Origin of the sequence: Aquabacterium sp. A7-Y (assembly GCF_026153205.1) — a bacterium.
In the GTDB taxonomy this organism is placed as follows: Bacteria; Pseudomonadota; Gammaproteobacteria; order Burkholderiales; family Burkholderiaceae_C; genus Caldimonas.
The window spans coordinates 347,770-373,239 of the sequence record NZ_JAPFBW010000001.1; the positions used below are offsets into that span (position 1 = coordinate 347,770).

Consider the following 25,470-nt stretch of genomic DNA (forward strand, 5'->3'; position numbering starts at 1 on the left):
CGGTTCAGCGGCCCATTGTGGGCCCGGCGTGCGCCGGCCGGCCTCAGCCGCGCGGCCTGTCGTCCGGGCCTGCCGCCGCTCCGGGGCGTTTGCGCAGCAGCGAGGCCGCCATCGCGGCCATCATCGCGAGGCCGGCGAGCAGGACCGCCCAGAGCCAGGGGCGGCCGGACCCGGCGGCGGCCGGCGGGGCCGAGGGGGGCATCGCTGCGGGCACGGCCGGCGCGGCCGCTTCGTCGAGCTGCACGCTCGCTGTATCGGCCGGCAGGGGGGCATCCACAGGGCCGGCCGGCAGCAGTTGCTGCAGGCTCAGGGGGGCGGCGGCCGCGACCGTGGCGTCGCTCCAGGCCAGCCGGTAGGGCGGGGGACCGCTGGCGAGGAACACCAGCGAACGGGTCTCGACCGCCACCCGCAGCGTCGGCGGCCGGTGCCCCGGCGGGCTGATGGGCCCCTCGCTGTGCAGCCGCAACTCGCGAAAGACAGGGCCTGCCGGCACCGCCAGCGCGGGCGAGCGCGCTTCTCCGTCGGCCAGCCGCAGCCAGTAGACGGAGGTGCTGGCGATGTGGCTCCAGCCCTGCGCGGGGGACACCGAACCGGGCCGGGTCTTGTCGCGCACGGCCCGCAGCCGCTCACGCAGCCCGTGGGGGGACGGCGGGGGTGTGGCCGCCGGCGCCACCGTGTCGCGGCCGAGCACCTGCAGCTCGGCCAGGCTGTCCGGCTGGTTCGCCCGCACCTGCAGACGCGCCAGCGGGAGTGGCGCCGGCAGCCGGTAGTCGCACGCTTGCGCGGTGCAGCTCGCCGGCTCGATCGGCGCGCTCCACTGCAACACGGGCGGGCGCTCCCGGGTGCTGTGGCTGCTGGCCCGGGCCGCCACCAGCGTCGGCAGGGCGCTGCCCGGCACGGCGTCGAGCTTGAGGTAGCCGGGCGCGAGCGCCGGCAGCTCGACGCCGGTCTGCTGCAGGCGCCGGCCTTGATGCGCCAGCACCAGCACCTGCACGGCGGGCAGCACGGTCTCCCAGTGCTGCAGGTCGGTGCTGTGCTGGACCGACAGCACGAACACCCCCCGCTGGGTGTCCGCCGGCGTCAGCTCGATGTGGTGCAGCCGGCCCGGCACGCCGCGAGCGTCGAGCACCCAGCCGGGCGGCACCGGCGCCTTGCCGCGCTGGCCGGGGCGCAGGAACAGCGGCAGCTCGGTGGCGTGCTCGACCCGGTCGGCCGTCGCTGCCGGCAACCAGGCGAAGGGCAGGGCGGCGCCGTGCCCGTTGATCGGCCGCAGACCTTGCAGATCGGGCGAACCGGTGCGCGCGTGCAGCGCCATCGGCAGCTGCACGGTGTAGTAGGGGCCCCAACCCTGCAGCACCAGGGCGACGCTGCGGTCCGCTGCCGAGCCGGCCGCAGGGGCGGCCGCGGCGATGGCGAGGGCGAGTCCCGCCCTGCACGTTCCTGCGCCCAGCCTCATGCCGTCTCTCCCGTATCGCGCTGCCGCGGCGGCACCGGCGCGAAGTAGCCCACCAGCAGCAGGAGCACGCCCACCACGATGAAGGACACGATGCGATAGAGGCTGCCGCGGTCGGCCAGCTCGACCAGGAACAGCTTGACCACCACCACGCCGAGCAGCGCCGCGCCGACCATCCAGACGCTACGCACCACACGGCGATGGCCTGCCAGCATCAGCGCCACGCCGACGATGGACCAGGCCACCGACAAGGCCGCCTGCGTCAGGGTCGAGTCGAACAGCGCAACGAGGCGCCAGTCCACCCCGGCCCAGTGGTGGCAGGTGCGCAGCACCATGCCGGTGTAGATCGCGAAGCCGGACAGGCCCAGGGCCGCCGTGAGCGCCGGCCTGGGCATCTGCCGGCTCACCGTGTCGGGCAGCGCGCGCCGCCAGAACGGCAAGGCCAGCAGCACCAGTCCCTGCGCGATTTCGAGCGGATTGAGCAGCGGCAGGTAGGGCAGGGGCGCGGCGTCGCCCGGCCCGAGGTTGGCGTGCCAGACCCACAGCAGCAGGTACACCGCGAGCGGGGCGCAGGCCGCGACCAGGTAGGTATCGCGGTGCTCGGCGAGGGGCCAGCGCGACAGCAGGGCCGGGCGGCTCAATGCCGCGATCACGGCGACCGGCACCAGCATCCACCCGAGCTGCCCCCAGGCGCTGCCCGCCTCGCCCAGGCCCGCCATCGCCAGCTGGACTTCACGCGCGGCCAGCAGCAGGAACAGCCAGAAGCCGAGCAGGTGCAGCCATTGCAGCACCGGCCGGCTCCACCAGTCGCGCTGCCGGCGCAGCAGCAGGAGGTGCCAGGCCAGCGCCAGCGGCCACACCGCCCAGCCCCAGTGGGCCGAGGGCGGCAGCCCGTCGGTGGCCGGGCCGGTCAGCGCGCACAGCACCCAGGCCGGCAGCGTCAGCGCGCTCGCCTGGCCCAGCACCTGCCAGCGGCGCCAGTGGGCGAGCAGCACCACCGCGATCGAGCTCAGCAGCACCCAGCCGGCCCATGCGGCCGGGCCGGCGGCCAGTGCGTCGTGCTGCAGCAGCAGTCGCCAGCCGACCGGCGGCAGCAGCTGGCTCCACCAGGCCAGCGACCAGGCGACCGCGGCCCACTGGGGCGCGGCACCACTCGCCAGCGCGAGCGGCCGGCGTGTCGGGCGGCGCACCAGGTCGCCGGCCAGCAGGCCGGTCAGCGTCAGCACCAGCGGCCCCCAGTGGGCGTTCAGGTCGGTGTCGCTCCAGAGCGGCGCGCCGAACCACAGCAGGCCGGCCGCCGCGGCGACCTGCAGGGCCATCCCGGCGAGCACCAGCACCGGATGGCCCAGCCTCAGGCCGGCCCAGAGCGCGGCCAGCCCCAGCCAGGGCCAGGCCAGCGCCGCCCGGTCGGCCGGCATCACGTACAGCAGGCTCAAGGCCAGCACCGCCAGCCCGGCGACCAGGCCCAGGCTGCCGGCCAGCGTCCAGTCGCCGGGGGCCGGGGCCTCGGCCTGCAGCTGCCGGCGGACCGACAGCGCCGCACTCAGCAGCAGCGGCAAGGCGATCAGCAGCGCCGCGGCCAGGCCCTCCCAGCCATCGCTCAGCATCGCGCTGCGGGCATCGCCATGCAGGGTGGCAGCCAGCCCCGCCAGGGCCAGGCCGTGCAGCACCGAGCCGATCGGTCCCAGCGTCCCGACCCGCTCGCCGCCCCGGGGCGGTGAAGCAGGCCAGCGCGAGCCAGGCGCACACCACACTGGCCCACAGCGGCACGAGCAGCATCCACACCCATGCCGCGACGGCTGCGGCTATCGACCAGGGCAGCCAGGCGAGAGCGTGTTGTTCCCAGGCCGGCCGGGTGTCGGCCGGCAGGCGGCGCCCCACGGCCCAGACGGCCAGCGCACCGGCGCCGCACAGCACGACGCCCAGGCGCGAGCCGGTCAGCAGCGGCGTGCCCGGTCCCAGGTCCAGCCCCAGCGAGGCGAGCAGCCGCAGCAGCGCCGCGCCCAGCACCAGCAGGCCGAAGCCGCGTGCATAGGGCCGCCGCTGGCGCGCGCCCAGCCAGTACATGCCGGCGGCCTCGACGGCCCAGGTGGCGCCGGTCCAGGCGCCCTCCAGCGCCAGCGGGATGGACAGCGTGGCGAAGATGACGCCGACGATTGCGTAGGCCTCGCCCAGCAGCGAGTAGCGCAGGTGGCCGCCGCGCAGCAGCACGCCGCCCAGCAGCAGGTAGAAGGTCGCGTAGCCGAAGGCGGCCCAGGCCGGTCCCCACTCGTGGCCCGAGACCAGGCCGTACTGCAGGCCGAAGCTGGCCAGCGGCACGCCGAAGACCAGGGCGCTGTCGACCCGGCCCACCTGGCTCAGCGCGCGGCCGGCGCGTGCCGACAGCGGCAGCCCGGCCTCGGCGGCGTCGTCGCCCTCGGCCAGCGCACGCCGCGCGAACAGCACGCCGATGGCCGTGAACAGCAGGAAAAACAGCAGCAGGAAAGCCTGCGTGCTGGCGTAGAGCTCGTCGCGGTAGTGGCGCTCGGCCCAGGCGCCGGCCAGGGTCAAGGTGCCCGTCAGGCCGACCAGGTTGAGCGGCCGCCAGGCGCGGAACCACGCCATCCCGAAGATGCCCAGGTCGAGGATGGCGAGATAGCTGAACAGCGCCACGTGGTTGCCGCCGCCGGTGGACACGAGCACCGGCGCGGCAAAACCTTCGGCCACCGACACCAGCGCCAGCCACAGCGCGTTCTGCCGCACCGCCAGCACCGAGCCCAGCACCGAGACGCCGGCCATGAAGGCGAAGGCGGCTGTCGCGGGCAGCAATTGAGGGTGCAGCTTCAGCGCGGTGAGGGCGGTCAGGTAGAAGACGCCGATGCCCGCGCCCTGCAGGATCACGCCATAGCCGTGGCCGCCGGCCGCGTCGCTGCGCTCGCGCAGCCGCCAGCCCAGGCCGAGCAGCACGGCGCCCACCAGGGCCACGCCGGCATACCGCAGCTCGACCGGCAGTGTGACCCGCTCGGCCGCGTAGCGCAGCAGGAAGGCCAGGCCCAGGAAGAGGATCAGCACGCCGACCTTGACGATGGTGTTGCCGCCGAAGATCCAGCGGCTCAGCCCCGGGGGCAGGCGGTCGCGCAAGGGCACCGCGGGTGCAGCCGGCGGGCGCGCCGGTTCTTGTGGCACCGCAGCGGGCCGCGGCAGGGGGCGACGTTCGGCCGGCGCCGGCTCGGCGGTGGCTGGCACGGCCGGGGCCGGCGGCAGGGCGGGAGGCACGGCCGGCCCAGTGGTCCGGTCGCTGTCGGCGGATGCCGGGCGGCCCGCGAGAGCCGCCGCCGCGGCGGCTTCCGAGAGGCGCGGACCGACGGGCTCGGGGGCCCGCACCGGGCCGGCCGGTGGGGTCGCCAGCGGTGCGGGCGGATCGGCGACCCGGCCCTGGGCCGAGGTAGGCGTGGCGGCTTCCGCCGCCGCCTCGCCGCCCAAGCGCCTGACCTCGCTGCGCAAGGCGGCGACTTCCCGCTCCAGCGCCTGCAGCCGCGCTTCCAGGCCGGGCCGTGCGGCGCCCGGGGCAGCCGGCTCAGGGTCCCCTTGCTTCTGCAGCATGGCGACCAGGATGGGGCCCAGCGCGACGCCGACGATGGCACCCAGCAGATCGCCGATGCCCCAGCCGAGAAAGCCGCCGATCAGAGCGCACAGGAACTTCATGCCTTCACTCCCTCTTGTTGTCGTGGGTCTTGTGGTGGTCTGTGGTGGTCGTGCCGTCGACGGCTCTGCAGGGTACCCCGGGCGCCGCGGCTCAGCCGCCGGTGCCCCGCCCGAAGCACCATCGCCACAGCGCCCGTCCGAGCTGCAGCAGCAGGGAGAGCAGGAACAGCAGCAGCGCGGGGGGCAGCAGCAGCACCCGCCAGCCGCGGAAAAAAACCGGCCGCCGGTCGTCGGCCTCTGCTTCGGCGGGAGCGGCCACCTGCGCGGCCCGTGCCTCCCAGTGGGCGGCACGCTTCGGGTCGTGACAGGTGCCAGCGGGGTTGCCGTAGACGTCTTGCGCGAGCCGCTCCATCGCCCGCCGGTCGCCTGCCTCGGCCGCCTGCTCCAGCCAGGCGCGGGCGTCGGCCAGGGCCTCGGCGGCCTCGGCCCGCAGCAGCAGCTCGCCGACCTGACGGCGCGCCTCCGCCTGCGCCGTGCTGCCCTCGTCGAGCTGGGCGGCGGCGTGGCGGAACAGGCCGAGGGCCCGGCCCGGCTCCGGGGGACCGGCGGCACGGTCCAGCAGCAGGCGGCCCAGCAGCAGACACAAGGCCGGACCGGTCTCGCCGTCGGCCAGTGCCCGCTCGGCCCACACACGCGCGCCGGGCAGGTCGGGGGCACCGCCCCGCCCTTCGCGCAGCCCCTGGGCATACAACGCCATGCCCGGCGGCAGGCCCTCGACGGGGCCGCTGCCCGGCGGCGCGACCAGGCCGGCGGCGCGCGCGGCCCAGGCGTGCGCCGCCTCGCGGTCGGCCTCCAGCCCGCGGCCGTCGTACAGGTCGCGGGCGAGCCGCAGCGCGGCGCGCAGGTCGCCGCCGCGCCAGTCGGCGGCCAGTTGGTCGGCATGGCTGCGTGGCGGGTGTCCGGGGCGCACCCACCACCAGTGTCCGGTGTCGTGCTCCGCCACCAGCACCGGCCGAGCCTCGCTCCAGGCCGCCAGGCAATGCCGCAGCACCGCGGGCGTGTCGAGCTCGGGGCCGCCGAACCAGCGGTAGTAGCCGGGCAGGGCCGGCCGGCCGTCGCTGTCGTAGACACTCCAGGCCCGCGCATCGATGTCCTCGGGCAGGCCCATCACGGTGCTGCACAGGAACCAGGCGGGCGCGCTGCCGCCGGGCTCCAGCACCCAGACCTGCTCATGGTGGCAGCCCAGCGCCGCCCGGCCGGCGGCGAGGTCCCACAGGCCCTTCCCGTCCGCCGTGTCCTGCTCGATCTCCACCCAGCGCAAGGGAGCGGCCGGATCCGCCGGGGACGTGCGCGCCACCGAGGCCGGCGCCAAGGCGACATAGCTCGCCGGCAGGAGCGGCCGGCCCTGCTCGTCCTCCAGGCCCAGCCGCGCGCCGCGGCGCACCGGCCGGCAGCCGGTGCCGGCCCAGAGCGCGGGCAGGGCCCCGGCCTCCGCGACCCACTCGGCGAAGCCGAGCACCGGGGGGTGCTCCTCGATGGCGGCGAAGTAGGGATGCTCCAGCCCCCCCAAGCCGAAGATGCGGCACCAGGCCATCCAGTCGCCGACGCCCAGGCGGAAGGACGCGAAGCCCAGCAGCTCGTCCAGGCCGTGCGGCGTGCCGGCCGCGGCTTCGAGCTCCAGGGCCCGCCAGCCGTCGGCGAAGTCCTGCTGCAGCGCGGCCATGCTCCCGGCGGCATCGACCGCGCTGTCATCCAGCCCGGTGATCTCGTCGAGGTCGGCACAGAACAGGGCCGGCCGGCCGCCGGCCTCGGCCTCGCAGTGCTCGACCTGCTCGCGCAGCCAGTGGCCGGTCGCCTCGAGCGCGCGCGGCAGCGCCGCGTCGCGGGCGAGCGCCGGGTGGCGCAGCGCGAGCGCCACAAAACGCTCGAAGCGGCCGAGCGCCGGGCGGGCCTCGGCTTCCAGCGCCGGGCTGCCGGCGTCGCCGAATACCGCTTGGAAGGCCGTGGGCGCCGGGCGGGCATCGGCCAGCAGGATCCGCCACAGCGCCGGCACGATGTTGCTGCTCTCGGCGATGCACACCAGCGGATGCCGCGGCGCCTGCGCGCGGAGATGAAGAAAGCAGCGATGGCCCACCCTGTCCCCTCCTTGTTATCCCGTGTGATGCGCCTGTTCCGGCCTCGGCCGGCGGAAGATCAAGACCTCCGCCCGACGATCTGGCGGCGGATCGATTCGTCCCGGATGCGGTCGTCGTCGAGCAGCAACAGCAGCTTGCTGAGGATCTCGGCGCTCTTGGCATCCTCCTCCTCGTAGGGCAGGCGGGGCGGCTGCCGTGCGCCGGCCGCCGCCTCGGGCGCCGGGATCACGCACAGGCAGGCGCCCGGCTCGATGTGGATGTGGCCGCTGACGAGGTGGATGCGGTACTGTGCCAGCCGCCCGCGCACATGCACATAGCGCTTGCCCAGGGTCAGCGCGCCGGGCTCGGGCGCGAGGGCCGGCAGCAGCGCCTGCAGCAGTTCGCGGCGCGCCTGCACCGTGGCGGGCGAGCCGTAGCCAGCGTCGTCGCCGCCGAGCGAGCGGGCGACCACCAGGTCGAGGTCGCGCATCGCCTCGGAGAAGGTCACCGGCGGCACCTCGGACAAGGCCAGCCGCCGGCCGTCGCGCTCGAACCAGGCCAGGTCGCTTTCCAGTTCATTCGGCTCGGTGAAGCAGTGCCCGTCGAAGTGGAAGTCGAAGCAGGCCAGCACCCCGTCGGCGAAGTGCCGCCGGTGCAGCGCCAGCGCACGTTCACGCCAGCCGGCCGGCGCCCAGTCGCGCGCCTTGAACAGGGCCTGGGCCGGGCGGGTGCGCAGCCAGCGCCCCGCGTAGCGGGCCGAGCGGTCGCCCGCCTTCAGCTCGGCCGGTGTCGGCACATAAATTTCGCGGAAGACCTGCTTGAAGGGCTGCACCACGCCGCGTTCGACCAGCCAGCGCTGCCAGTCGGCGAGCCGGCCCTGCCGCAGCAGTTCCACCGGGTGCACCAGGCGCAGGCTGCCGCACGGGCCGTGCAGGCCGTCGGGCCCCTCGAGTCCGTCGCGGCGATAGAGGCCCATGCCGCCGGCCTCGTCCTGCCACACCAGGCGCTGTGCCAGGTCGGCCATCAGCGGGTGGTCCATCACCGAGTCCAGCTGGGCTTGACCCATCGCGGTGGCGTCGACGAGGCGCCTTTCCAGCGCAGCGACAAAACGGCGCCGCTGCTCCTTCAGCCCGACCCAGGCCGTCTTGAGGGCCAGCCACTGCGGGTGTTTACGCAGCGCCGTCGGCGCGGTCGCCAGGCGCTTGCCCTTGGCGTTGACGACGACCGGGCCGGTGGTTTCAGCGTGAAGCTCGATGTGGACCTGGTAGCCGCCGATGGTCCGGGGCTCGAACCAGGCCGCGACCTGCTCGCCCTGGCGCGCCTCCATCGCCCATTCGAGGCTGCCCAGGCTGTCGTAGCCGGCGACGGCGGCGAGATGGGCCAGTCCGACCGTGACCGCGGCCTGGTGGTGGGCACGGCGCTCCGCGCCGTAGCGGCCGGCTTCCTTGTCCAGCGCCTTCAGCTGCAGGTAGCGTTCCAGACAGGCGGCCTCGCGGGCCTCACCTTCGGGCAGCGGCAGCAGGCCGATCGCCATGATCGGCACGTGCGCATGCTTGTGCAAGGCGGAGTGCAGCAGGGCCTCGGCGCGGTCGCCACGCAGCCCGCGCAGCAGGGTAGCCAGCGAGCCGCCTTCGGTGGCATGCAGGTAGACCGTGCAGAACCACTCGAAAGCCGCTTGCGCCAGCGGCGCCAGCAGGGGCCGCAGCTCGTGCACCGGCAGCCGGCTTTCCGACCCGAGGCCTTCGTGGCGGCAGCGTGCTGCGTGGGCATGGCGCCACTGGCGCAGCGGCTCCAGCTCGGTGCGCTGCAGAGCCTCGAACAGCAGCGACTCGGCCAGCTCCGAGGCAGTGCCGAAGGCCGCTTCGAGCGCGGCGGGCCGCAGCTCGCGCAGCCGCGCCACCAGCTCGGCGCGTGACTCGCCGGGCTGCAGGGCCTCGATGCGCGCCAGCGGCCAGTAGAAGTGGTGCTGGACCACGCGGTCGCTGGGCTGCTCCAGCTGCGCTTCGCGCCAGCGGCAATGCCACAGGAGCGCCTCGCCGCCGACCAGCCGGACCGAGGGCGGATCGGCATCCCCGTTGTCGAGTTCCACCGGCGGGCTGAAGTCGGGCAGCAGGTCGTCGTGCTCCAGCGCCTGCGCGGGGCGCAGACGCCAGGCGGCTTCCTCATCCTGCAGGCGTTGCCACAGGAAACGGACGAAGTTCGCCAGTTCCGGGGCCCGGTCCAGCCGCCGCGGGTCGAGCCCGAGCAGGTAGTACGGCGTGAAGCCCGGCTGCGTCCGGTACAGCTCGGCGGCGGCCGCCGCCGTGGCCTGGCCGTGACGCAAGGCGTGTTCGAGCAGGCGGGCGAAGCGGCGCGCGAAACGGTCCCGGCGCCGCGGTGCGCCGAGCACGCCGGCGCTGACCGCCAGCACGGTGCCGGCCGAGCTGTCGGCACTCCAGCGCCCGTCGGCATGCAGCCGGACGTGGCCGGCCAGCACCTGCTGGACCAGCGGCAGCAGGGCTCGCGGTTCCGACCAGACCCGGGTCTCGAACACGGCGGCCGGCAGCGGCTGGGAGTCCTGCTCGTCGCCCAGCAGACGCAGTGCGAGCTGGCTGGCCACGAACTCCCGCAGCGTGGCGGGGGCGATCCAGGCCGCGTCGCGATCGGCGGCTGCGAAGGCGGCCCGGCTGCAAGCCAGCAGCAGGTCCAGCAACAGGGCGGCGCGGTCGTACAGCGCCCGCGGCACCCGCTCCTCCTCCGGCGACCAGGCCGGGTGGCTGCGCAGCAGCCGCGCCTCGTGCAGCCGGACCAGCAGCAGGGTCCGCTGCAGCAGCTCGCGCGGGCCCAGGGTGTCGAGCCGGCCCAGCCAGGCGTCGAGCCGCTCGGTCAGCGTGCGCTCGAGCCGCCAGTTCACGGTGTCCCAGGCGCGCTCCTCGTCCTGCTGCGGCCGCAGGTGCTCGATCGCGGCGGCGTGCGCGGCGTCGACCTCGAACACCTTGGCGGTCGCCTCCAGCAGCGGCGCCAGCCAGGGACGCAGTGCCGAGAGGTCGAACTGCTCTTCGTGCAGGACCTGCAGCATCTCAGCCTCGGACCAGCGGCACCAGACGCACGAAACACAGCGCCGTGCCCGGCGCGGTCGAGTCGAAACTGACGCTCAGGACCTGGAGCACAGGGCGCTCACTTCAGGGGCCGGCGCACGGACTTGCCGGGCCGGCGGCCCTTGCCAGCGGCAGGGGCGGGCGCAGCCGCCGACGAGGGGCGCCCCATCCAGCCCTTGACCGCCAGGCCCAGCACCAGCCCGGCCAGGAACACGGCCCAGAAGAGCCAGGCGGGCGCCTGCTCCAGGCCGCTGGGCAGGTTCATGCCGAACACCGCCGCCAGGGCCATCAAGGGAAAGGTGAGGGCGGCGATCAGGTTGAGCTTGTGCTGGGCGCGGTTGAAGCCGAGCGCGGCGCGGGCCTGTTCCTCGGCGCTGCGCGCCAGCCGGTAGTCGAGCGCCAGGCGCGAGTCGGCCAGCAGCAGCTCCAGGCCGCGCGACAGCTCGACGGCGCGGTCGCGCAGGGTCAGCACCAGGCGGTCCTCGGGCACCCGCTCGCGAGCCGCCTGCAGCGTGTCCTTCAGGTTGGCGGCCGCCCGCGCCAGCGGCAGGGCACGCGCCTGCAGGTTGAACAATTCCTCGACCTCGAGCTGGGGCGCGCGGGTGCACAGCAGGCTGAGTTCGAACTGCAGGCCTGCGTAGCTGGCCAGCAACTCCTCGAAGGCCGGCTCGCCGGGGGCCTGCCCCTGGTAGAGCCAGCGGCCGTCGGGCTGGCGCAGGAACACCGCTGCGTCGCGGTCCGGGTCGCCGGGCTCCGGCGGCCGGTGCAGCACCAGCAGCAGGTGGCCGGCCTCGAAGATGGCGCGCTGGGCACCGTAGGTTTCCGTGCCGAGGCGCCGCTCGATCTCGGGCGGCAACTTCCAGTCGTAGGTGGGGCGGTTCATCGCGGGCCTTTCATCGCGCCAGCTGGCGCCACAGCTGCTCGAAGTGCTCGGAGAACCGGTGCAGCAGCGCCGGGTCGTTGCACAGCACCACGTTCTCCTCGTTCTCCAGGCAGGCGCTGCGGGTCCAGTTGTAGCTGCCGTTGATCAGCCGGGCCGCGTCGAAGATCGCGTACTTGTGGTGCATGTGGGCGGCGCTGCGGTCCACCGCGACCGCGATGCCGGCCTCGCGCAGCCGGCCGATGTCGCTGCCGCGGTCGTATTCCTTCTCGTTGTCGGTGATCAGGCGCACCGCGACACCGCGGCGGTGGGCCGCCAGCACCTCCTCGCTGATGCGGTCGTCCGAGAGCGTGAAGACGCAGATGTCGATGCGGCGCCGTGCCGAGCGCAGCTGGCCGACGATGGCGTGCAGGCAGTCCTCGCCGGGGCTGAAGCAGGCCTGGGCGGTCACGCTGCCGGCCGGCGCGCGGGCGACGTCGAGCGCGCGCACCACACCGTCCAGCCACTTGACCAGGGCCTGCTGGGCGGGGTCGGGCAGGCGCTCGCGCACCAGCTCGAAGGCGCGGTTGCGCAGCTGGCGCAGGCCGTCCTCGGGCGGCGAGGCCTGACGCAGCGCCTGGGTCAGCGAGCGTTTTTCCTCATCGCTCAGGCGTTCGTCGGCGATGCTTGCCGCCAAGGCATCGAGCAGGGCCGGCAAGCCGGGGGTATCGGGTGTGTCGGGACGGGTCATGGGCTCAGGACTCCTCGGTCTCGTGGCGGGCGGCGCCGGGCCCTTCGGTGGGTACCAGCGACTGCAGCTGGGCCGTGATACGCCCCATCTCGTCCCACACCGGGTGCTCGGGCGACAGCCGCGGCTGGGTGGTGCGGATCAGCGAGACCAGCACCCGGTGCTGGGTCGAGGCCATGTCCATCACCATCTGCGCCAGCTTGCCCAGCTCCGGCACTTCGCTGCCGGCAGCGACCGGGCCGGGCGGCTGCAGCCGCTCGACCGCCTGGGCCACGTCCAGCAGGCCCGCGGCGATGCGGGTGCCGGTGTCGCCCGTGTCCGCGCCGAGCTTGCGGCGCTTGACGAACTCCTCGCAGATGGCCTGCCAGCGCGCCGACTCCTCGGCGCTCGGGCGGCCCAGCAGCTGGGCCAGCTTGAGCAGGTTCTCCTCGGCGCCGGTGGTCAGGGTCTGGGCCTCGCCGCGGTAGTGGTCGCGCAGCAGCGCGTCGAGCTCGTCTTCGTGCATCAGCGGCGTGATGCGCGCCGCCAGCTTGCTCATGTTGCGGTAGCTGCCTTGCAGCTTGAAGGCCGGCTCGGTGCGGTAGGCATCGTGCTGGGCGGCCGACTCGATGTAGGCCAGGTTGACCTTGAGCAGCAGGTCGCGGGCGCGGAACAGGCGTTGCATCAAGGCCTTCAGCTCTTCCAGCTCGGCGCCGCTGTAGGCATGCGAAAAAGCGCTCGGCGCCACCTCCTCACCCTGCGCCAGGCGCACCAGCAGCTGCACGTCCCGCGGATCGCGCGAGGCCAGCGGCAGCAGCGCGGGGCTGGCGGTCAGGCTGTTCTCGATGTAGGACAGCGCGAACAGCGCCTCGCGCCCCGACAGCACGTCGCCGAGGTTGTAGATGTCGGCGCGGTTGGCCAGCATGTCGGGGATCTTGAAGACCTCGCCCGACTCGGTATAGGGGTTGCCGGCCATCACGATGGCAAAACGCTTGCCGCGCAGGTCGTAGCTGCGCGTCTCGCCGTTCCACACACCCTCGATGCGCCGCGTGCCGTCGGCCAGCGCGATGAACTTCTGCAGGAACTCCGCGCTGGTGTGCTGGATGTCGTCCAGGTACAGCATCACGTTGTTGCCCATCGCCAGGCCGAGGTTGAGTTTCTCGAGCTCCTGGCGCGCGGCGCTGTTGGGCGCGGCGGCGGGGTCGATCGACCTCACCTCGTGGCCCAGCGCCGGGCAGTTGATGCGCACGAAGATCTGGCCGAGCCGGTCGGCCACGTACTCCATCAAGGTCGTCTTGCCATAGCCCGGCGGCGAGATCAGCAGCAGCAGGCCCATGCGGTCGGTCCGGTTGCCTTCGCCGCTGGCGCCGATCTGCTTGGCCAGGTTCTCGCCGACGATGGGCAGGTAGACCTCGTCGATCAGCCGGTTGCGCACGAAACTCGACAGCGGCCGGGCCTGGAACTGGGTCAGCCGCAGGCGCGCCTTCTCGGCGTGCAGCAACTCGGCGCGCAAGGACTGCAAGGCCTCGAAGGCGGGCACCACCGAGGCCTGGTGGTGCAGGAAGCGGCGCCAGAAGTCGTTGAGGTTGAGTGCCATCGCGCCGCCGGCGACACGCGGGTGCTCGGCCAGCAGGCCCTCGACACGCCGGTCCAGCGTGGCGTTGACACGCTGCCGCGGGCCGGGGACGGCCAGCAGGGCGGCGGCGTCGTCGGCCCAGGTGGTGGCTTCGGGCGCGTGAGCGCCGGCATAGGCGCGCACCCAGCTCGACGCGAGGCGCCAGCGCTCGGGCGGCGGGGCGGCTTCCAGGTCGCGCTGCAGTTCGCTCCAGCGGCCCTTGCGCTCCAGCTCGCGCACCAGGGCCTGGGCCAGATCCTCGCCGGCGCCGGAGACCACCCAGGCCTCGCCGCCGCGCTCGCCCGCGAGCTGCCGCACCAGGTAGGCGGCGGCCTGTTCGGGAACGCCGGCGCAAGGTTCATCGCCGCGGCCGGTCGCGCCCGGCAGGAAGAAGTCGCGGGCGAAGGCACTCAGGGCACGGGCGGTGTCGTGCTCCAGCTGTTCCAGCGCCTGGCGGCTGCCGAACAAGGCCTGCATCTGCATCGCGGCGCGGGCCTGCCGCAGCAGCGCCTCGCGCTCCGCGACAAAACGGCCCGACTGCCAGTAGAGCAGGGCCAGCGCCCGCTCGGCCGGGCCGAAGGCCAGCAGCCCGGCCTCGGCCTGCATGGCCGCCAGCGTCGCCAGCAGGCGGCTCGCGTCCTCGTCGTGCACGCCTTTCTGGTAGCCCTCCTGGTAGCGCGGCGCGGCGAAGCGGCGCACGTGCTCCAGCAGCGCCGCGCGGCCCTCCGGGCCTTCGGCGACCCGCCGCATCAGCTCGTCCCAGGCCAGCTCGGTGTGCCCCTCCTGCACCGCGCGCAGCATCAGGCCGGCCAGGTATTCGGCGCGCGACAGGACCTCGGTCTCCGACACCAGGGCCTGGTTCCAGCAGGATCGCAGCGCGGCCAGCCGCTCGTCGTGCAGCGGCGCGAGGTAGTCGGTGCCGGTGATGTGCCAGGCCAGAGCGCCGTCGTGCGGCACCAGGGTCAGGTCCAGCGGCTGGCGGTTGATCGTGAAGGCGTGGCGGCCGAAACGCAGCGTGTTGCCGTCGTCGGCGACCAGGTCACGCTGGTCGCGCACCGCGCGCACGGCCTGGTCGCGGGCCGTCTTCAGCCGGGTGTCGAGATCGTCCGCGGCGACCGCCGCGCCCAGCGTGCGCAGATCGTCGATGAGCTTGCGCAGCTTGGCGACCAGCGGGTCGGCCGCGAAAAAGCTGTGCACCTCGTTCAGCTCGGCCATGCGCGCCACGCGGCGCGGCACGCCGTCGAGGATGCGCGAACCGGCCTCGACGATGGCCTGGGCGCGCCGCTGGCGGGCGTCGGCCAGGCTCTGGCGGCGCGCCGAGAAGGCCTCGTAGACGGCCTCGCGCTTGGCGGTGATGTCGGCCAGGAAGTGGTCCTGCTCGGCAAAGCGGCCTTCGAGCTCTTCCAGCTGCGCCAGCAGGCGCGTCAGCGCCTCGTCGCACTTCTCGGGGCTGTCGGCGATGCCGAGCGCGTTCTCGACCGCCTGGCCGAACAGCTTGAACTGGGCGCCGAACTCGGCCGCCGCCTCGGTCGCCCCAAGCGCCTTGCGGCGCTGGCGGGCCTCGGCGCGCAGGCGGTTGATCTCGGCATAGACCAGCGCGATGCGGTCGAGCACCGAGGTGCGGATGACCGCGTCGCCGCCGGGCAGGCTGCCCAGCTGCTCGGTCAGCAGGTCCAGCCCGGCCGCGCTCTCGTCCAGCTGCTGCAGCACGCGGTCCAGGGCCGGCGTGGTGTGCGACTGGGCCGACTCGGCCGCCAGCCTGTCCAGGCTCTTGCGGTGGCTGTCGAAGGCCTGCTCGCCGGCCAGGAACTGCAGCGCGCGCTCGCCGACCCGCTGTTGTTCGGCCTGCAGCTCGGCATCCATCGCGGCCAGCCGCGGCAGATCGGCGTAGCGCAGCTCCTTGAGCGCCTGCAGCTGGCCGCGCCGCTCGCGCAGCCGGTGCAGCGCGCGCACGAACTCGTCCGGCGTGCGCCACAGGGTGCTGGCGATGTCGGTCGCGAGCGCACGCTGCTCGGCTTCGGCGCGCGCCAGGGCCTGCGCGGTCTCGCGGCGGATGCTCTCGACCTTCTCGAACTCGGCCAGGGTGGCGCGGGCGCCGTCGGCGATCCGGCGCAGCTCGACCGCCACGCCGCCGGCCTCGGGCGCATCCAGCCAGAAGTGGGCGTCGGCCACCCGGCTGCACTGGCGGATCAGGTCTTCGTAGGCGGCCCGGGTCGGCACCTGCTCGCGCACCGCGCGCGCGATGCCGGACAGGTCCGAGACGCCGCGCACCAGCTCGGCATTGCCGATGCGGCCGAAAAAGCCGCCGCTGGCCGGCTGGGTGCTGGCGTGCTCCTCGCTCGCGAAGGGCGTCTGCCACAGCTGCATCGGGTGCACCCGGGTGGGCTCGCCGCGGTCGGCCTGGAACACCAGGATGCGGCCGTCGGGGAAACGGGCATAGCCGTTGGCGACGATGGGCGCGCCCAGGGTCTTGTCGATCAGGTTGTAGGTGAACAGCGCATAGTGGCCCGAGCCCGGCTCGTAGAAGACGTAGAGCACGTCCTCGCCGTTGGGCGAACGCAGGCTGCGCTTGAAGCGCAGCGCCGTGACGATCTCGCCGGGCAGCTCGAAGCGCTTGTACTCGCCGGACTGCAGGTAGTAGCCGCCGGGGAACACGATGCCGTGGTCCTCGGGCAGCTGCACGCAGGAGCCGCCGATCGCGTCGATGCGCTCGACCTTCTGCGTGCGGATGTTGTAGACCAGGTAGCGGAGCGCAGTCTCGCGGTAGGGCTTGATGCGCAGCAGGATCAGCTGGCCCAGCCGCGCGTAGGCGATCTCGGCGTCGGTGAGCGACTGGTGTTTGTCCTCGACCGGCTCGCTGTAGATGCCGAGGCCGGTCTCGGTGTTGTTCTCGATCTTGACCGTGAGGTCGCCGCCGACGGTTTCGACGAACACGGTGTCCAGGATGTTGACATGCGGGTGCTTGCCGCCGACATGGTCCTCGCGGCGTGTCGCCGTCCACTCGAAGTCGTGGCTGGGTGGCAGGGCGATGTCGCGCTCGCCGCGGTTGTCGAGGTAGGCGACGCTGCCGTCGCGGGCGATGCTCCAGCGGAACACGCGCACGTCGTGCAGCTGCTGGCCGATCTGGAAGGACGCGAGCAGCTTGTCGGCCGTCACTCTCAGCTGCAGCAGCGTGGCCTGCTTGTAGTAGGCGTAGAGCTCGCGGAAGTCGGCCGTGAAGCGCGCATCGTCGAGGAAGCTGCCGACCAGCGGCAGCGGTTCCAGCTCGTCGGCGCCGTCGTGCTCGGCGAGCCGGTAGAGCGCGAACACGTCGCCGACCGAGGTTTCGCGACGCAGCCCGATGTAGACGTTGTAGCCGAACAGCAGCTGTCCGCCGATGCGCACGATGTCGCGCGCGACGCAGTTGTTCTCGGTGCGCGCCAGCGTGCGCAGCACCAGCGCCTGGTCCGAGCGGCCGAAGGCGGCCAGGCGCGCCTCGTTGAGCGCCTGCGTCTTGGCGTGCAAGGCCTCGCCCTGCACCGCGAGGCGCTTTTTCAGCAGCTCGTAGCTGCCGCTGTCGGCCACCAGGGCCTCGCTCAAGGCCGCGCCGTCGCTGGCGTCAGCGGGGCCTGGGGTCGTGGATGCCGCGGCGGTGTTCTCCATGGTGGGCAGCCGGCCTCGTCACTGGCCGCCGGTCTTGTCCGGCAGGCCCAGCGGCTGCGACTTCGTCACGCCGGCGATCAGCGTCTGCAGCGCGGCCTTCTCGCTGTCGCTGCCCTGGGTCATGACGCGGTTCATCAGCCCGGCGATGCTCAGCTTCTGCAGCTCGTCGCTGGACTGGCCCAGTGCACCGATCACGCCCTTGACGTCGGCCACCACGTCGCGTTCGCCGGCCAGCTGTTCCTTGAACACGGTCTGCAAGGTCTGGCTCTTGGCCACCGTCGCGTCGATGCCCTTGCCGACCGACAAGGCCCGCACGAAGCGGTCGAAGTAGTCGCCCTCGCCGCCGACGATGTCGATCTTCGCGTTGCCCAGCGCGGTGGACAGCACCTGCGCCTGGTCCTTGGCGATGGTGGTCTGGGCCTCCAGCGACTTCAGCACCTCGACATGGTTCTTCTCCAGGCGCATGCGGAATTCCTCGTGCGCGCGGGTTTCCTCGCTCATCGCCTTCATGGCCTCGAACTTCTCGCGCAGGCCCTTGGCCTCGGCGTTGAAGCGGGCCTCGACGGTGCGGGCCTCGGCCAGGCCGGCCTTCTCGATCGCGTCGGCGTCGGCCGCGCGCACCTGCACCTCGGCCAGGCCGAGCTTTTCCTTGCCCTGGGCTTCGGCGTCGAGCTTGGCGCGCAGGCCCTCGGCCTCGGCCTGGGCGCGCGCCGCGATGACCTGCGCGTCGGCCAGGCCCTTCTTCTCGTTGCCGAGCGCCTCGGCCTCCATCTGCACCCGCAGCGCCTCGGCCGCGGCCTGCTGCACGCGGGCGTCGACCAGGCCCTGCTTTTCCTTGGCGTCGGCCGTCGCCAGCATGACCTTGGCGGCGGCCAGGCCGGTCGCGGCGACCGTCGCCTCGGTGCCTTCGGCCTCGCGCTTCTTGGACTCGGCGTCCTTCTCGGCGACCTTGAGCTTGGCCTCGGCCAGGGTCAGTTCCTCGGCGGCCTTGTGGCGGGCGCGGCGCTCCTGGGCCTCGGCGGCCTTGACCTCGATCAGCAGCTTTTCCTCGGCCTGCGCTTCGGCCAGCACGATGGTGGACTTCTTGGTGCGCTCGGCCTCGGCCATCACACGCAGCTCCTTGATCGCCTCCTCCTGCTCGGCGACCGTGCGCTCGACCACGATGCGCTCGCGGATCACGTCCGAGATGGCCTTCTTCTGCACCTCGACGGCCTTTTCCTTCTCGATGCGCTGCAAGGTCACTTCCTTCTCGCGGTCCACCACCTCCAGCTCGCGGGCGCGCGTGACCTTCTCCTCCTCGATGACCACCGCGCGGCGGCGGTTGTGCTCGGCCACCTCCTTCTCGCGCAGCACGTTCTCCTGCTGCACCGCGACGGCCTGCTCGGCCTGCAGGCGGGCCAGCTCGGCCTTGGTCTTCTCCTCGGCCTGGATGCGCTGGGTCTCGGCCTCCTCGCGCGCACGCACCGACGCGATCTCCCGGTGCTGCCGCGCCTGGGCGTCGGCCTGCTGGCGCTCCAGCTCGAGCAGCGCCTCCTGGGTCTGCACGTCCTTCTTCTTGATCTCCATCTCCTCGTTGCGGCGCAGCTCGTTGGTGCGCACGTGCTGGGAGGCGGTCAGCTCGGTGATCTTCTTGATGCCCTGGGCATCGAGGATGTTGTTGGAGTCGAGCTTGTGCACCGGGGTCTGCTCGATGTAGTCGATGGCGGTGTCCTCGAGCACATAGCCGTTGAGGTTGGAGGCGATCTCGGCGACGATGGCGTCGCGGAACTTGTCGCGCGCTTCATACAGCTGCACGAAGTCCATCTTCTTGCCGGCGGTCTTGAGCGCCTCGGAGAACTTGGCCGAGAACAGCTCCTCCAGCGTTTCCGGGTTGGAGGCGCGCTCGCAGCCGATGCTCTGCGCCACCTTCAACACGTCGGCGTCGAGGTTGTTGACCTTGACGAAAAACTTCACCTTGATGTCGGCGCGGATGTTGTCGGCGCAGATCAGGCCCTCGTTGCCCATGCGCGTGATCTCGATGGTCTTCAGCGAGATGTCCATCAGCTCGGCCCGGTGGATCACCGGCAGCACCAGGCCGCCGCTGAAGGTGACGACGGTCTTGTCGCTGGTCTTGTTGATGATCAGCGCATAACCCTGCTCGACCTTGTGATAGAACTTGATGAACATCGCGAACAGGCCAAGCAGCAAGATGGCCAGCGCGCCGATGGCGAAAAGAATCGGCTCCATGGGGGTCCTCTCCGGTCAGGGGTCTTAAGGTTGAATCGTTGTATCGGCGGGCCCGCGCGGGCCGCCCTCAGCTGTCTTGCCGACCGAGGTCGAGCTCGATGCGGTAGTGGCCGGCGCGGGCGTCGTAGCCGAGGATGCGCGCGTTGGCGCCTTTGGCGAGCCGGTTGGGCGTCTGTGCCCGCACGTTGATGATGGCGGTGGCGGCGCCGGTTTCGACCTCGGCCTGGCCGAGGCGCTCGTCGACCGTCAGCGTGCGCACGGTGCAGCTGCGGCCCACCAGCGCCTCCGGGCGGGCGGCCGCGTGGATGGTGAAGAGGCCGCGCAGCGGCCGGATGGCGAGCAGCGTCGCGGGATAGGCGAGCACGAAGCTGCCGAGCAGCACGCCGGTGCCGGCCAGCCACTGCAGACCGCCGGCTGGCAGCAGCGGCAGCAGCCACATGCCGGCCAGGCAGGAGGCGGTCCAGCTGAACACGACCAGCAGGCTGGCGATCAGGGAGACGGGCACGCCGCTCAAGCCGGCGCTCACCAGGAAGCTGGCGACGGCGCCGAGGTCGGCGGCATCACCGTCGATGTCCAGGCCCGACTCGATGTCGACGAGCCCGACGATGGCGAGCAGCCAATAGACCAGCACGACGCCGAGCAGGGCCGAGCAGATCGCCGTCGGATACCCCGCGGCGGCTTCCAGGAAACCCGTCATATCCCTCTCACCCCCGCCCTTGTTGTCCGGCTTGTCGTTGCGGGTCGCGGCTTGCCGACTGTGTGCAGTACCGCCAAACCCTGCGCGGCGCAGGATAGAAGTGGCGGCCAGGTGTGTCAACGCCCCCAAGCGGGGGGTCAAGAAACGCGCCGCGCGGCCGGCGGGGAGCGGGCGTTCAGGTCAGGAAACGGTCCAGCAGGCGCCGGCTGGCCTTGTCCAGGGCGCCCAGGTCGCGGATCAGGAACTGCAGGCCGTGGCTGTCGGTGATCATCACCGAGCCGGCCGCGAGCCGGCGGATGTCTTCCTCGCCCTTGAGCACCAGGGTGGCGGGGCCGCGGTCGGTCTCGAGCTCCCAGGTGCTGGGCGTGGTGAAGCCCGAGACCTTGCAGAGGCGCCGGATCTCCGGGAAAAACTCGCGCGTCGCCAGCTCCTCGCGGATCAGCGCCTGTTGCGGCGCCGGCAGCTCGGCCAGCCGCTCCACCCAGGCCAGCTCATGGCCGTCGGGGCCGACCAGCGAGACGCCCTCCTCGGGCGCCGCGACGGGGAAGGCGCGCACCGGCGTGACGCCCTCGACGCAGCTGCCGTCGGGCGCGCTCAGCACCAGGCGGCCGAAAGGGTTGCGCTCCAGCGTGAAGCCGGGCGCGGGCGTGACAGGGGGCGGGCTGGTGCTCATCGCCGCTCTCCTCATGCCGCCTCGCGGGCGGAAGTGTCGCCGGTCAGCGCGCCGGCTTGCTCGCGGGCGCTGGCGGCCTGGGCTTCGTAGAGGCGCCAGTAGGCGCCGCGGTGGGCCATCAGGGCATCGTGCGGCCCGACCTCGACCACCTGGCCGCGGTCCATCACGACCAGCCGGTCGGCCTGGCGCAAGGTGCTGAGCCGGTGCGCGATCGCGATGGTGGTGCGGCCGCGCACCAGGTTGTCGAGTGCCGCCTGGATTTCCTTCTCGGTCTCGGTGTCGACCGCCGAGGTGGCCTCGTCGAGGATCAGGATGGCCGGGTCGATCAGCAGCGCGCGGGCGATCGAGATGCGCTGGCGCTCGCCGCCGGACAGGCCCTGGCCACGCTCGCCGACCAGCGAGTCGTAGCCCAGCGGCAGGCGCAGGATGAATTCGTGGGCGTGGGCGGCGCGGGCGGCTGCGACGATCTCCGCGCGCGTCGCCCCGGGCTTGCCGTAGGCGATGTTTTCGGCGATGGTGCCGAAGAACAGGAAGGGTTCCTGCAGCACCAGGCCGATGTGGCGCCGGTAGCTCGCCACCGGCAGCGAGCGGATGTCCACGCCATCGACCCGGATCGAGCCCTCGCTGACGTCGTAGAAGCGGCAGATCAGGTTGACCAGCGTGCTTTTGCCCGAGCCGCTGTGGCCGACCAGGCCGATCATCTCGCCGGGCGCGATGTTCAAGTCCAGGCCCCGGATCACCGAGCGGCTGCCGTAGCGGAAACCGACCTCGCGCAGCTCGATGCGCCCGCTCGGCTGCGCCAGCTCCACCGGGCGCAGCGGCTCCGGCACGCTGGAGACGTGGTCGAGGATGTCGAAGATGCGCTTGGCCCCGGCGGCGGCCTTCTGGGTCACCGAGACGATCCGGCTCATCGAGTCCAGCCGGGTGTAGAAGCGGCTGATGTAGGCCAGGAAGGCGGTCAGCACGCCCACCGTGATACGGCCCTGCGCGACCAGCCAGATGCCGAAACCCCAGACCACCAGCAGCCCGATCTCGGTCAGCAGCGACACGGTGGGCGAGAACAGCGACCAGACCTTGTTGAGCCTGTCGTTGACCGCCAGGTTGTGGCGGTTGGCCTCGCGGAAGCGCGTGGCCTCGCGCTGTTCCTGGGCGAAGGCCTTGACGACGCGGATGCCGGGGATGGTGTCGGCCAGCACGTTGGTCACCTCGGACCAGACCCGGTCGATCTTCTCGAAGCCGGTACGCAGCCGGTCGCGCACGACGTGGATCAGCCACGCGATGAAGGGCAGCGGCACCAGGGTCGCGAGCGCCAGCCAGGGGTTGATCGAGAACAGGATGGCGGCCGTCATCACGATCATCAGCACGTCGGTCGCGAAGTCCAGCAGGTGCAGCGACAGGAACACGCAGATGCGGTCGGTTTCGCTGCCGATGCGGGCCATCAGGTCGCCGGTGCGCTTGCCGCCGAAGTACTCCAGCGACAGCTTGAGCAGGTGTTCGTAGGTGGTGGTGCGCAGGTCCGAGCCGATGCGCTCGCTCACCAGGGCCAGGATGTAAGTGCGCCCCCAGCCCAGCGCCCAGGCCAGCAGGGCGGCGCCGAGCAGCCCACCCAGGTAGACCAGCACCAGCTGAGGATCGATCGGCGCGCCGTTCTGGTAGGGGATCAGCACCCGGTCCATCAGCGGCATCGTCAGATAGGGCGGCACCAGCGTGGCCGCGGTCGAGCCCAGGGTCAGCAGGAAGCCGGCCAGCAGCTGGCCCTGGTAGGGCCGCGCAAAACGCCACAGGCGCAGCAGGGTCCAGGTCGAGGGCGGCGCGTGCACCTCCCGGTGGCAGACCGGGCATTCGTCCTCGTCCTCGGGCAGTGGCGCCTTGCAGCTGGGGCAGGCGGCGGCCTCGGCCGGGGCGTCGAGGGGGGTGCCCGCGGCGAGCGCATGGCGCCGGGCTTCGAAGCGCTCGATGAACTGCAGCGCCTCGCCGTGGTGTCGCAGCGTGTAACGCCAGCAACCGAGTCGGGTGTTTTCATCGTGCAGTTCGAGCCGACCGACGCCGGCGTGGTCCTCGTGCTGCAGGCTCAGGCCCAGGTGCAGCGGCCAGGCCTGCCAGGCCCCGCCGGGCTGGCGCGCCAGCAGCCGCGTCGGTGTCAGTGCAATATCACCGCGGCCGAAACGAAGTTGCAGGTCGAGGTCAACCTCCAGCCGGGCCAGAACGTTCTCCCCTTCGGCCAGGACGGATTCCAGATCCGCCGGCCGCACATCCGGCAGCGCGCCGGCGGGAGAGTTTGTGTTGGAGGGTCGATGTGTCATGAAGTCCTGCGCTTCTCGGCGAAGCAGCCACGTGCCGTGTGAGGGGGCCCGCCCCCGGAGCGCGCCGGCGCGTGCCCGGTCGAGCCGAACCTGTGGCTCACGTTTGGCCCCCCGGGGCGGTTGACAGCCGCATCGATATTTCTCCATCACGCCGGCTTCGGGCGTGAACCTTTACCAATTTCCAGAAAACGATCACCGTCGCGCTGGCCCCCGGGCGGCGTGAGCCGGATGCACGCATGAGAGACATCAAGATCCTGAAGGTCGCCTACCTGAACGGCCCCAACGTCTGGACCTACCGGCCCGTGTTGGAAGCCTGGGTGGACATCGGCGAGCTGGAGGAACAGCCCTCCCACACCATCCGGGGTTTCGCCGATCGCCTGATCGCCTGGCTGCCCTCGCTGATCGAGCACCGCTGCGGCGTCGGCGAGCGCGGCGGCTTCGTGCAACGCCTGCGCGAGGGCACCTGGCCGGCCCACATCCTGGAGCACGTCGCGATCGAGCTGCAGAACCTGGCCGGCAGCCAGGCCGGCTTCGGCAAGGCGCGCGAGACCGGGGTGCGGGGCGTCTACAAGGTCGCCTTCCGGGCTCGCAACGAGCAGGTCGGCCGCGCCGCGCTGGCCGCTGCCCGAGAGCTGGTGCTCGCTGCGATGGACGACCGGCCTTGCGATGTGGCCGCCAGCGTGACCGGACTGCGTGCGATGGTGGACTCGCTGTGTCTGGGCCCGAGCACCGCCTGCATCGTCGATGCCGCGGGCGAACGCCGCATCCCGGCGATCCGGCTGACCGACGGCAACCTGGTGCAGCTGGGCTACGGTGCGCGCCAGCGCCGCATCTGGACCGCCGAGACCGACCGCACCAGCGCCATTGCTGAAAGCGTCTCCGGCGACAAGGACCTGACCAAAAGCCTGCTGGCCTCCTGCGGCGTGCCGGTGCCGGAGGGCCGCATCGTCGAGAGCCCGGCCGACGCCTGGGACGCGGCCGAGGACATCGGCCTGCCGGTGGTGGTCAAGCCCTCCGATGCCAACCACGGCCGCGGCGTCTCGATCGAGCTGAGCACGCGCGAGGACGTCGAGGTCGCCTTCCGACTCGCCGAGCAGGAAGGCAGCGAGGTCATCGTCGAGCGCTTCATCCCCGGCAACGAACACCGCCTGCTGGTGGTGGGCGGCAAGGTGGTGGCCGCCGCGCGCGGCGAAACCGCCTGGGTGACCGGCGACGGCCGCTCCAGCGTGCTGGCGCTGATCGACGCCCAGCTCAATGCCGATCCCCGGCGCGGTGAAAGCGAGGACTTCCCGCTCAACAAGATCCTGGTCAGCGAGGATCCTGCGGTGGCGCTGGAGCTGGCACGCCAGGGCCTGCAGCCCGACTCGGTGCCGGCGGAAGGGCAGCGCGTGCTGATCCAGCGCAACGGCAACGTCGCCTTCGACGTGACCGACCAGGTGCACCCCGAGGTGGCGGCCGCGGCGTCGCTGGCCGCGCGTATCGTCGGGCTGGACATCGCCGGCGTGGATCTCGTCGCCAGCGACATCTCGCGCCCGCTGGGCGCCCAGCAGGGTGCCATCGTCGAGGTGAATGCCGGTCCCGGCCTGCTGATGCACCTGAAGCCGGTCGACGGCGCGCCGCGGCCGGTGGGCCGGGCCATCGTCGAGCACCTGTTTCCCGAAGGCGACGACGCCCGCATCCCGGTGGTGGGCATTGCCGGCGCGAGCGGCAGCGCGCTGATCGCGCGGCTGGTGGCGGGGCTGTTGCAGATGGGCGGCCAGCCGGTCGGCCTGGCCTGCGGCGACGGGCTCTACCTCGACGGTCGCCGGGTCGAGACGCAGCCGAGCGCCACCTGGGCCGCCGGCCAGCGGGTGCTGATGAACCGCAACATCGAGGCCGCGGTGATCGAGAACGGCGCCGAGCAGATCCTGGCGCAGGGCCTGGCCTACGACCGCTGCCTGGTCGGTGTGGTGACCGACGTCAGCGGCGCCGACGCGCTCAAAACCTACCATGTTCACGAACCGCGGCAGGTCTTCAATGTCCTGCGCACCCAGGTGGACGTGGTGCTGCCCGAAGGCACCGCGGTGCTCAACGCGGACGATCCACTGGTGGCCGAGATGGCGCCGCTGTGCGACGGCGAGGTGCTGTTCTACGGCCTGGACCCGGAGCTGCCGGCCCTGGCCGAGCACCGTGCCGCCGGTGGCCGCGCGGTGTTCCTGCGCCAGGGCCAGGTGGTGCTGGCACGCGGCGACGACGAGCAGTCGCTGGGGCGTCTCGAGGCCTTCCCGGCAGCGCGCGCGGCCGGCTCCCCGGTGCCGGCCGAAAGCCTGCTGGCCGCGCTGGGTGCTGCCTGGGCACTGGGCCTGGCACCCGAGCTGATCGCGGCCGGCGCCCGCAACTTCGACCCGGCCCCGGCCGCCTCGCTGGACGCCGCCTCGCGCGGCAAGCAGGCGCAGCCCCGCTGACGCGGCCGCCGCACCC

The 25,470-nt window shown here is 72.6% G+C and carries 13 protein-coding genes; 1 reads left to right on the top strand and 12 read right to left on the bottom strand.

Annotation, left to right across the window (positions count from 1 at the left end; translation table 11 throughout):
• Window positions 1-43: 43 nt before the first annotated feature.
• The 12 genes from OOT46_RS01645 to OOT46_RS01700 form a co-directional block, all read right to left on the bottom strand.
• Window positions 44-1,456 (bottom strand): DUF3999 family protein, encoded by a 1,413-nt coding sequence (locus tag OOT46_RS01645; RefSeq protein WP_265401835.1) that lies wholly within the window; start codon window positions 1,454-1,456, stop codon window positions 44-46.
• Window positions 1,453-2,244, bottom strand: a complete 792-nt coding sequence (locus OOT46_RS30860; RefSeq protein WP_416136129.1) for a DUF2339 domain-containing protein — start codon at window positions 2,242-2,244, stop codon at window positions 1,453-1,455. The genes OOT46_RS01645 and OOT46_RS30860 overlap by 4 nt, the downstream gene beginning before the upstream one ends.
• On the bottom strand, window positions 2,186-5,137 hold the full coding sequence (locus tag OOT46_RS30865) for a DUF2339 domain-containing protein (RefSeq protein ID WP_416136130.1): 2,952 nt from the start codon (window positions 5,135-5,137) through the stop codon (window positions 2,186-2,188). Before OOT46_RS30865 ends, OOT46_RS30860 begins: the two co-directional genes overlap by 59 nt.
• Before the next feature lie 91 nt (window positions 5,138-5,228).
• Window positions 5,229-7,211 carry a hypothetical protein gene (locus OOT46_RS01660; RefSeq protein WP_265401837.1) on the bottom strand — a complete coding sequence of 661 codons (1,983 nt, stop codon included), beginning with the start codon at window positions 7,209-7,211 and terminating at the stop codon, window positions 5,229-5,231.
• Between the two features lie 59 nt (window positions 7,212-7,270).
• A complete protein-coding gene (locus OOT46_RS01665) occupies window positions 7,271-10,249 on the bottom strand; it encodes a DUF4132 domain-containing protein (RefSeq protein ID WP_265401838.1) in 2,979 nt (992 codons plus the stop codon).
• A gap of 98 nt (window positions 10,250-10,347) precedes the next feature.
• Window positions 10,348-11,151 (bottom strand): CorA family divalent cation transporter, encoded by an 804-nt coding sequence (locus OOT46_RS01670; protein ID WP_265401839.1) that lies wholly within the window; start codon window positions 11,149-11,151, stop codon window positions 10,348-10,350.
• Window positions 11,152-11,161: 10 nt separating this feature from the next.
• Window positions 11,162-11,878 (bottom strand): phospholipase D-like domain-containing protein, encoded by a 717-nt coding sequence (locus tag OOT46_RS01675; protein ID WP_265401840.1) that lies wholly within the window; start codon window positions 11,876-11,878, stop codon window positions 11,162-11,164.
• A 4-nt stretch (window positions 11,879-11,882) separates the two neighbouring features.
• Window positions 11,883-17,111 (bottom strand): DNA repair ATPase, encoded by a 5,229-nt coding sequence (locus OOT46_RS01680; RefSeq protein WP_265401841.1) that lies wholly within the window; start codon window positions 17,109-17,111, stop codon window positions 11,883-11,885.
• 18 nt (window positions 17,112-17,129) lie between these two features.
• A complete protein-coding gene (locus tag OOT46_RS01685; protein ID WP_265401842.1) occupies window positions 17,130-19,337 on the bottom strand; it encodes a hypothetical protein in 2,208 nt (735 codons plus the stop codon).
• Window positions 19,338-19,404: 67 nt separating this feature from the next.
• Entirely contained in the window at window positions 19,405-20,034 is a 630-nt protein-coding gene (locus tag OOT46_RS01690) for a ubiquinone biosynthesis protein (protein ID WP_265401843.1), read from the bottom strand.
• Window positions 20,035-20,209: 175 nt separating this feature from the next.
• Window positions 20,210-20,707 (bottom strand): DUF1854 domain-containing protein, encoded by a 498-nt coding sequence (locus OOT46_RS01695; RefSeq protein ID WP_265401844.1) that lies wholly within the window; start codon window positions 20,705-20,707, stop codon window positions 20,210-20,212.
• Window positions 20,708-20,718: 11 nt separating this feature from the next.
• A complete protein-coding gene (locus OOT46_RS01700; protein ID WP_265401845.1) occupies window positions 20,719-23,010 on the bottom strand; it encodes an ABC transporter ATP-binding protein in 2,292 nt (763 codons plus the stop codon).
• A gap of 236 nt (window positions 23,011-23,246) precedes the next feature.
• Here OOT46_RS01700 and cphA point away from each other — a divergent pair, with 236 nt between their 5' ends.
• A complete protein-coding gene (gene cphA / locus OOT46_RS01705; RefSeq protein WP_265401846.1) occupies window positions 23,247-25,454 on the top strand; it encodes a cyanophycin synthetase in 2,208 nt (735 codons plus the stop codon).
• Window positions 25,455-25,470 lie beyond the last annotated feature (16 nt).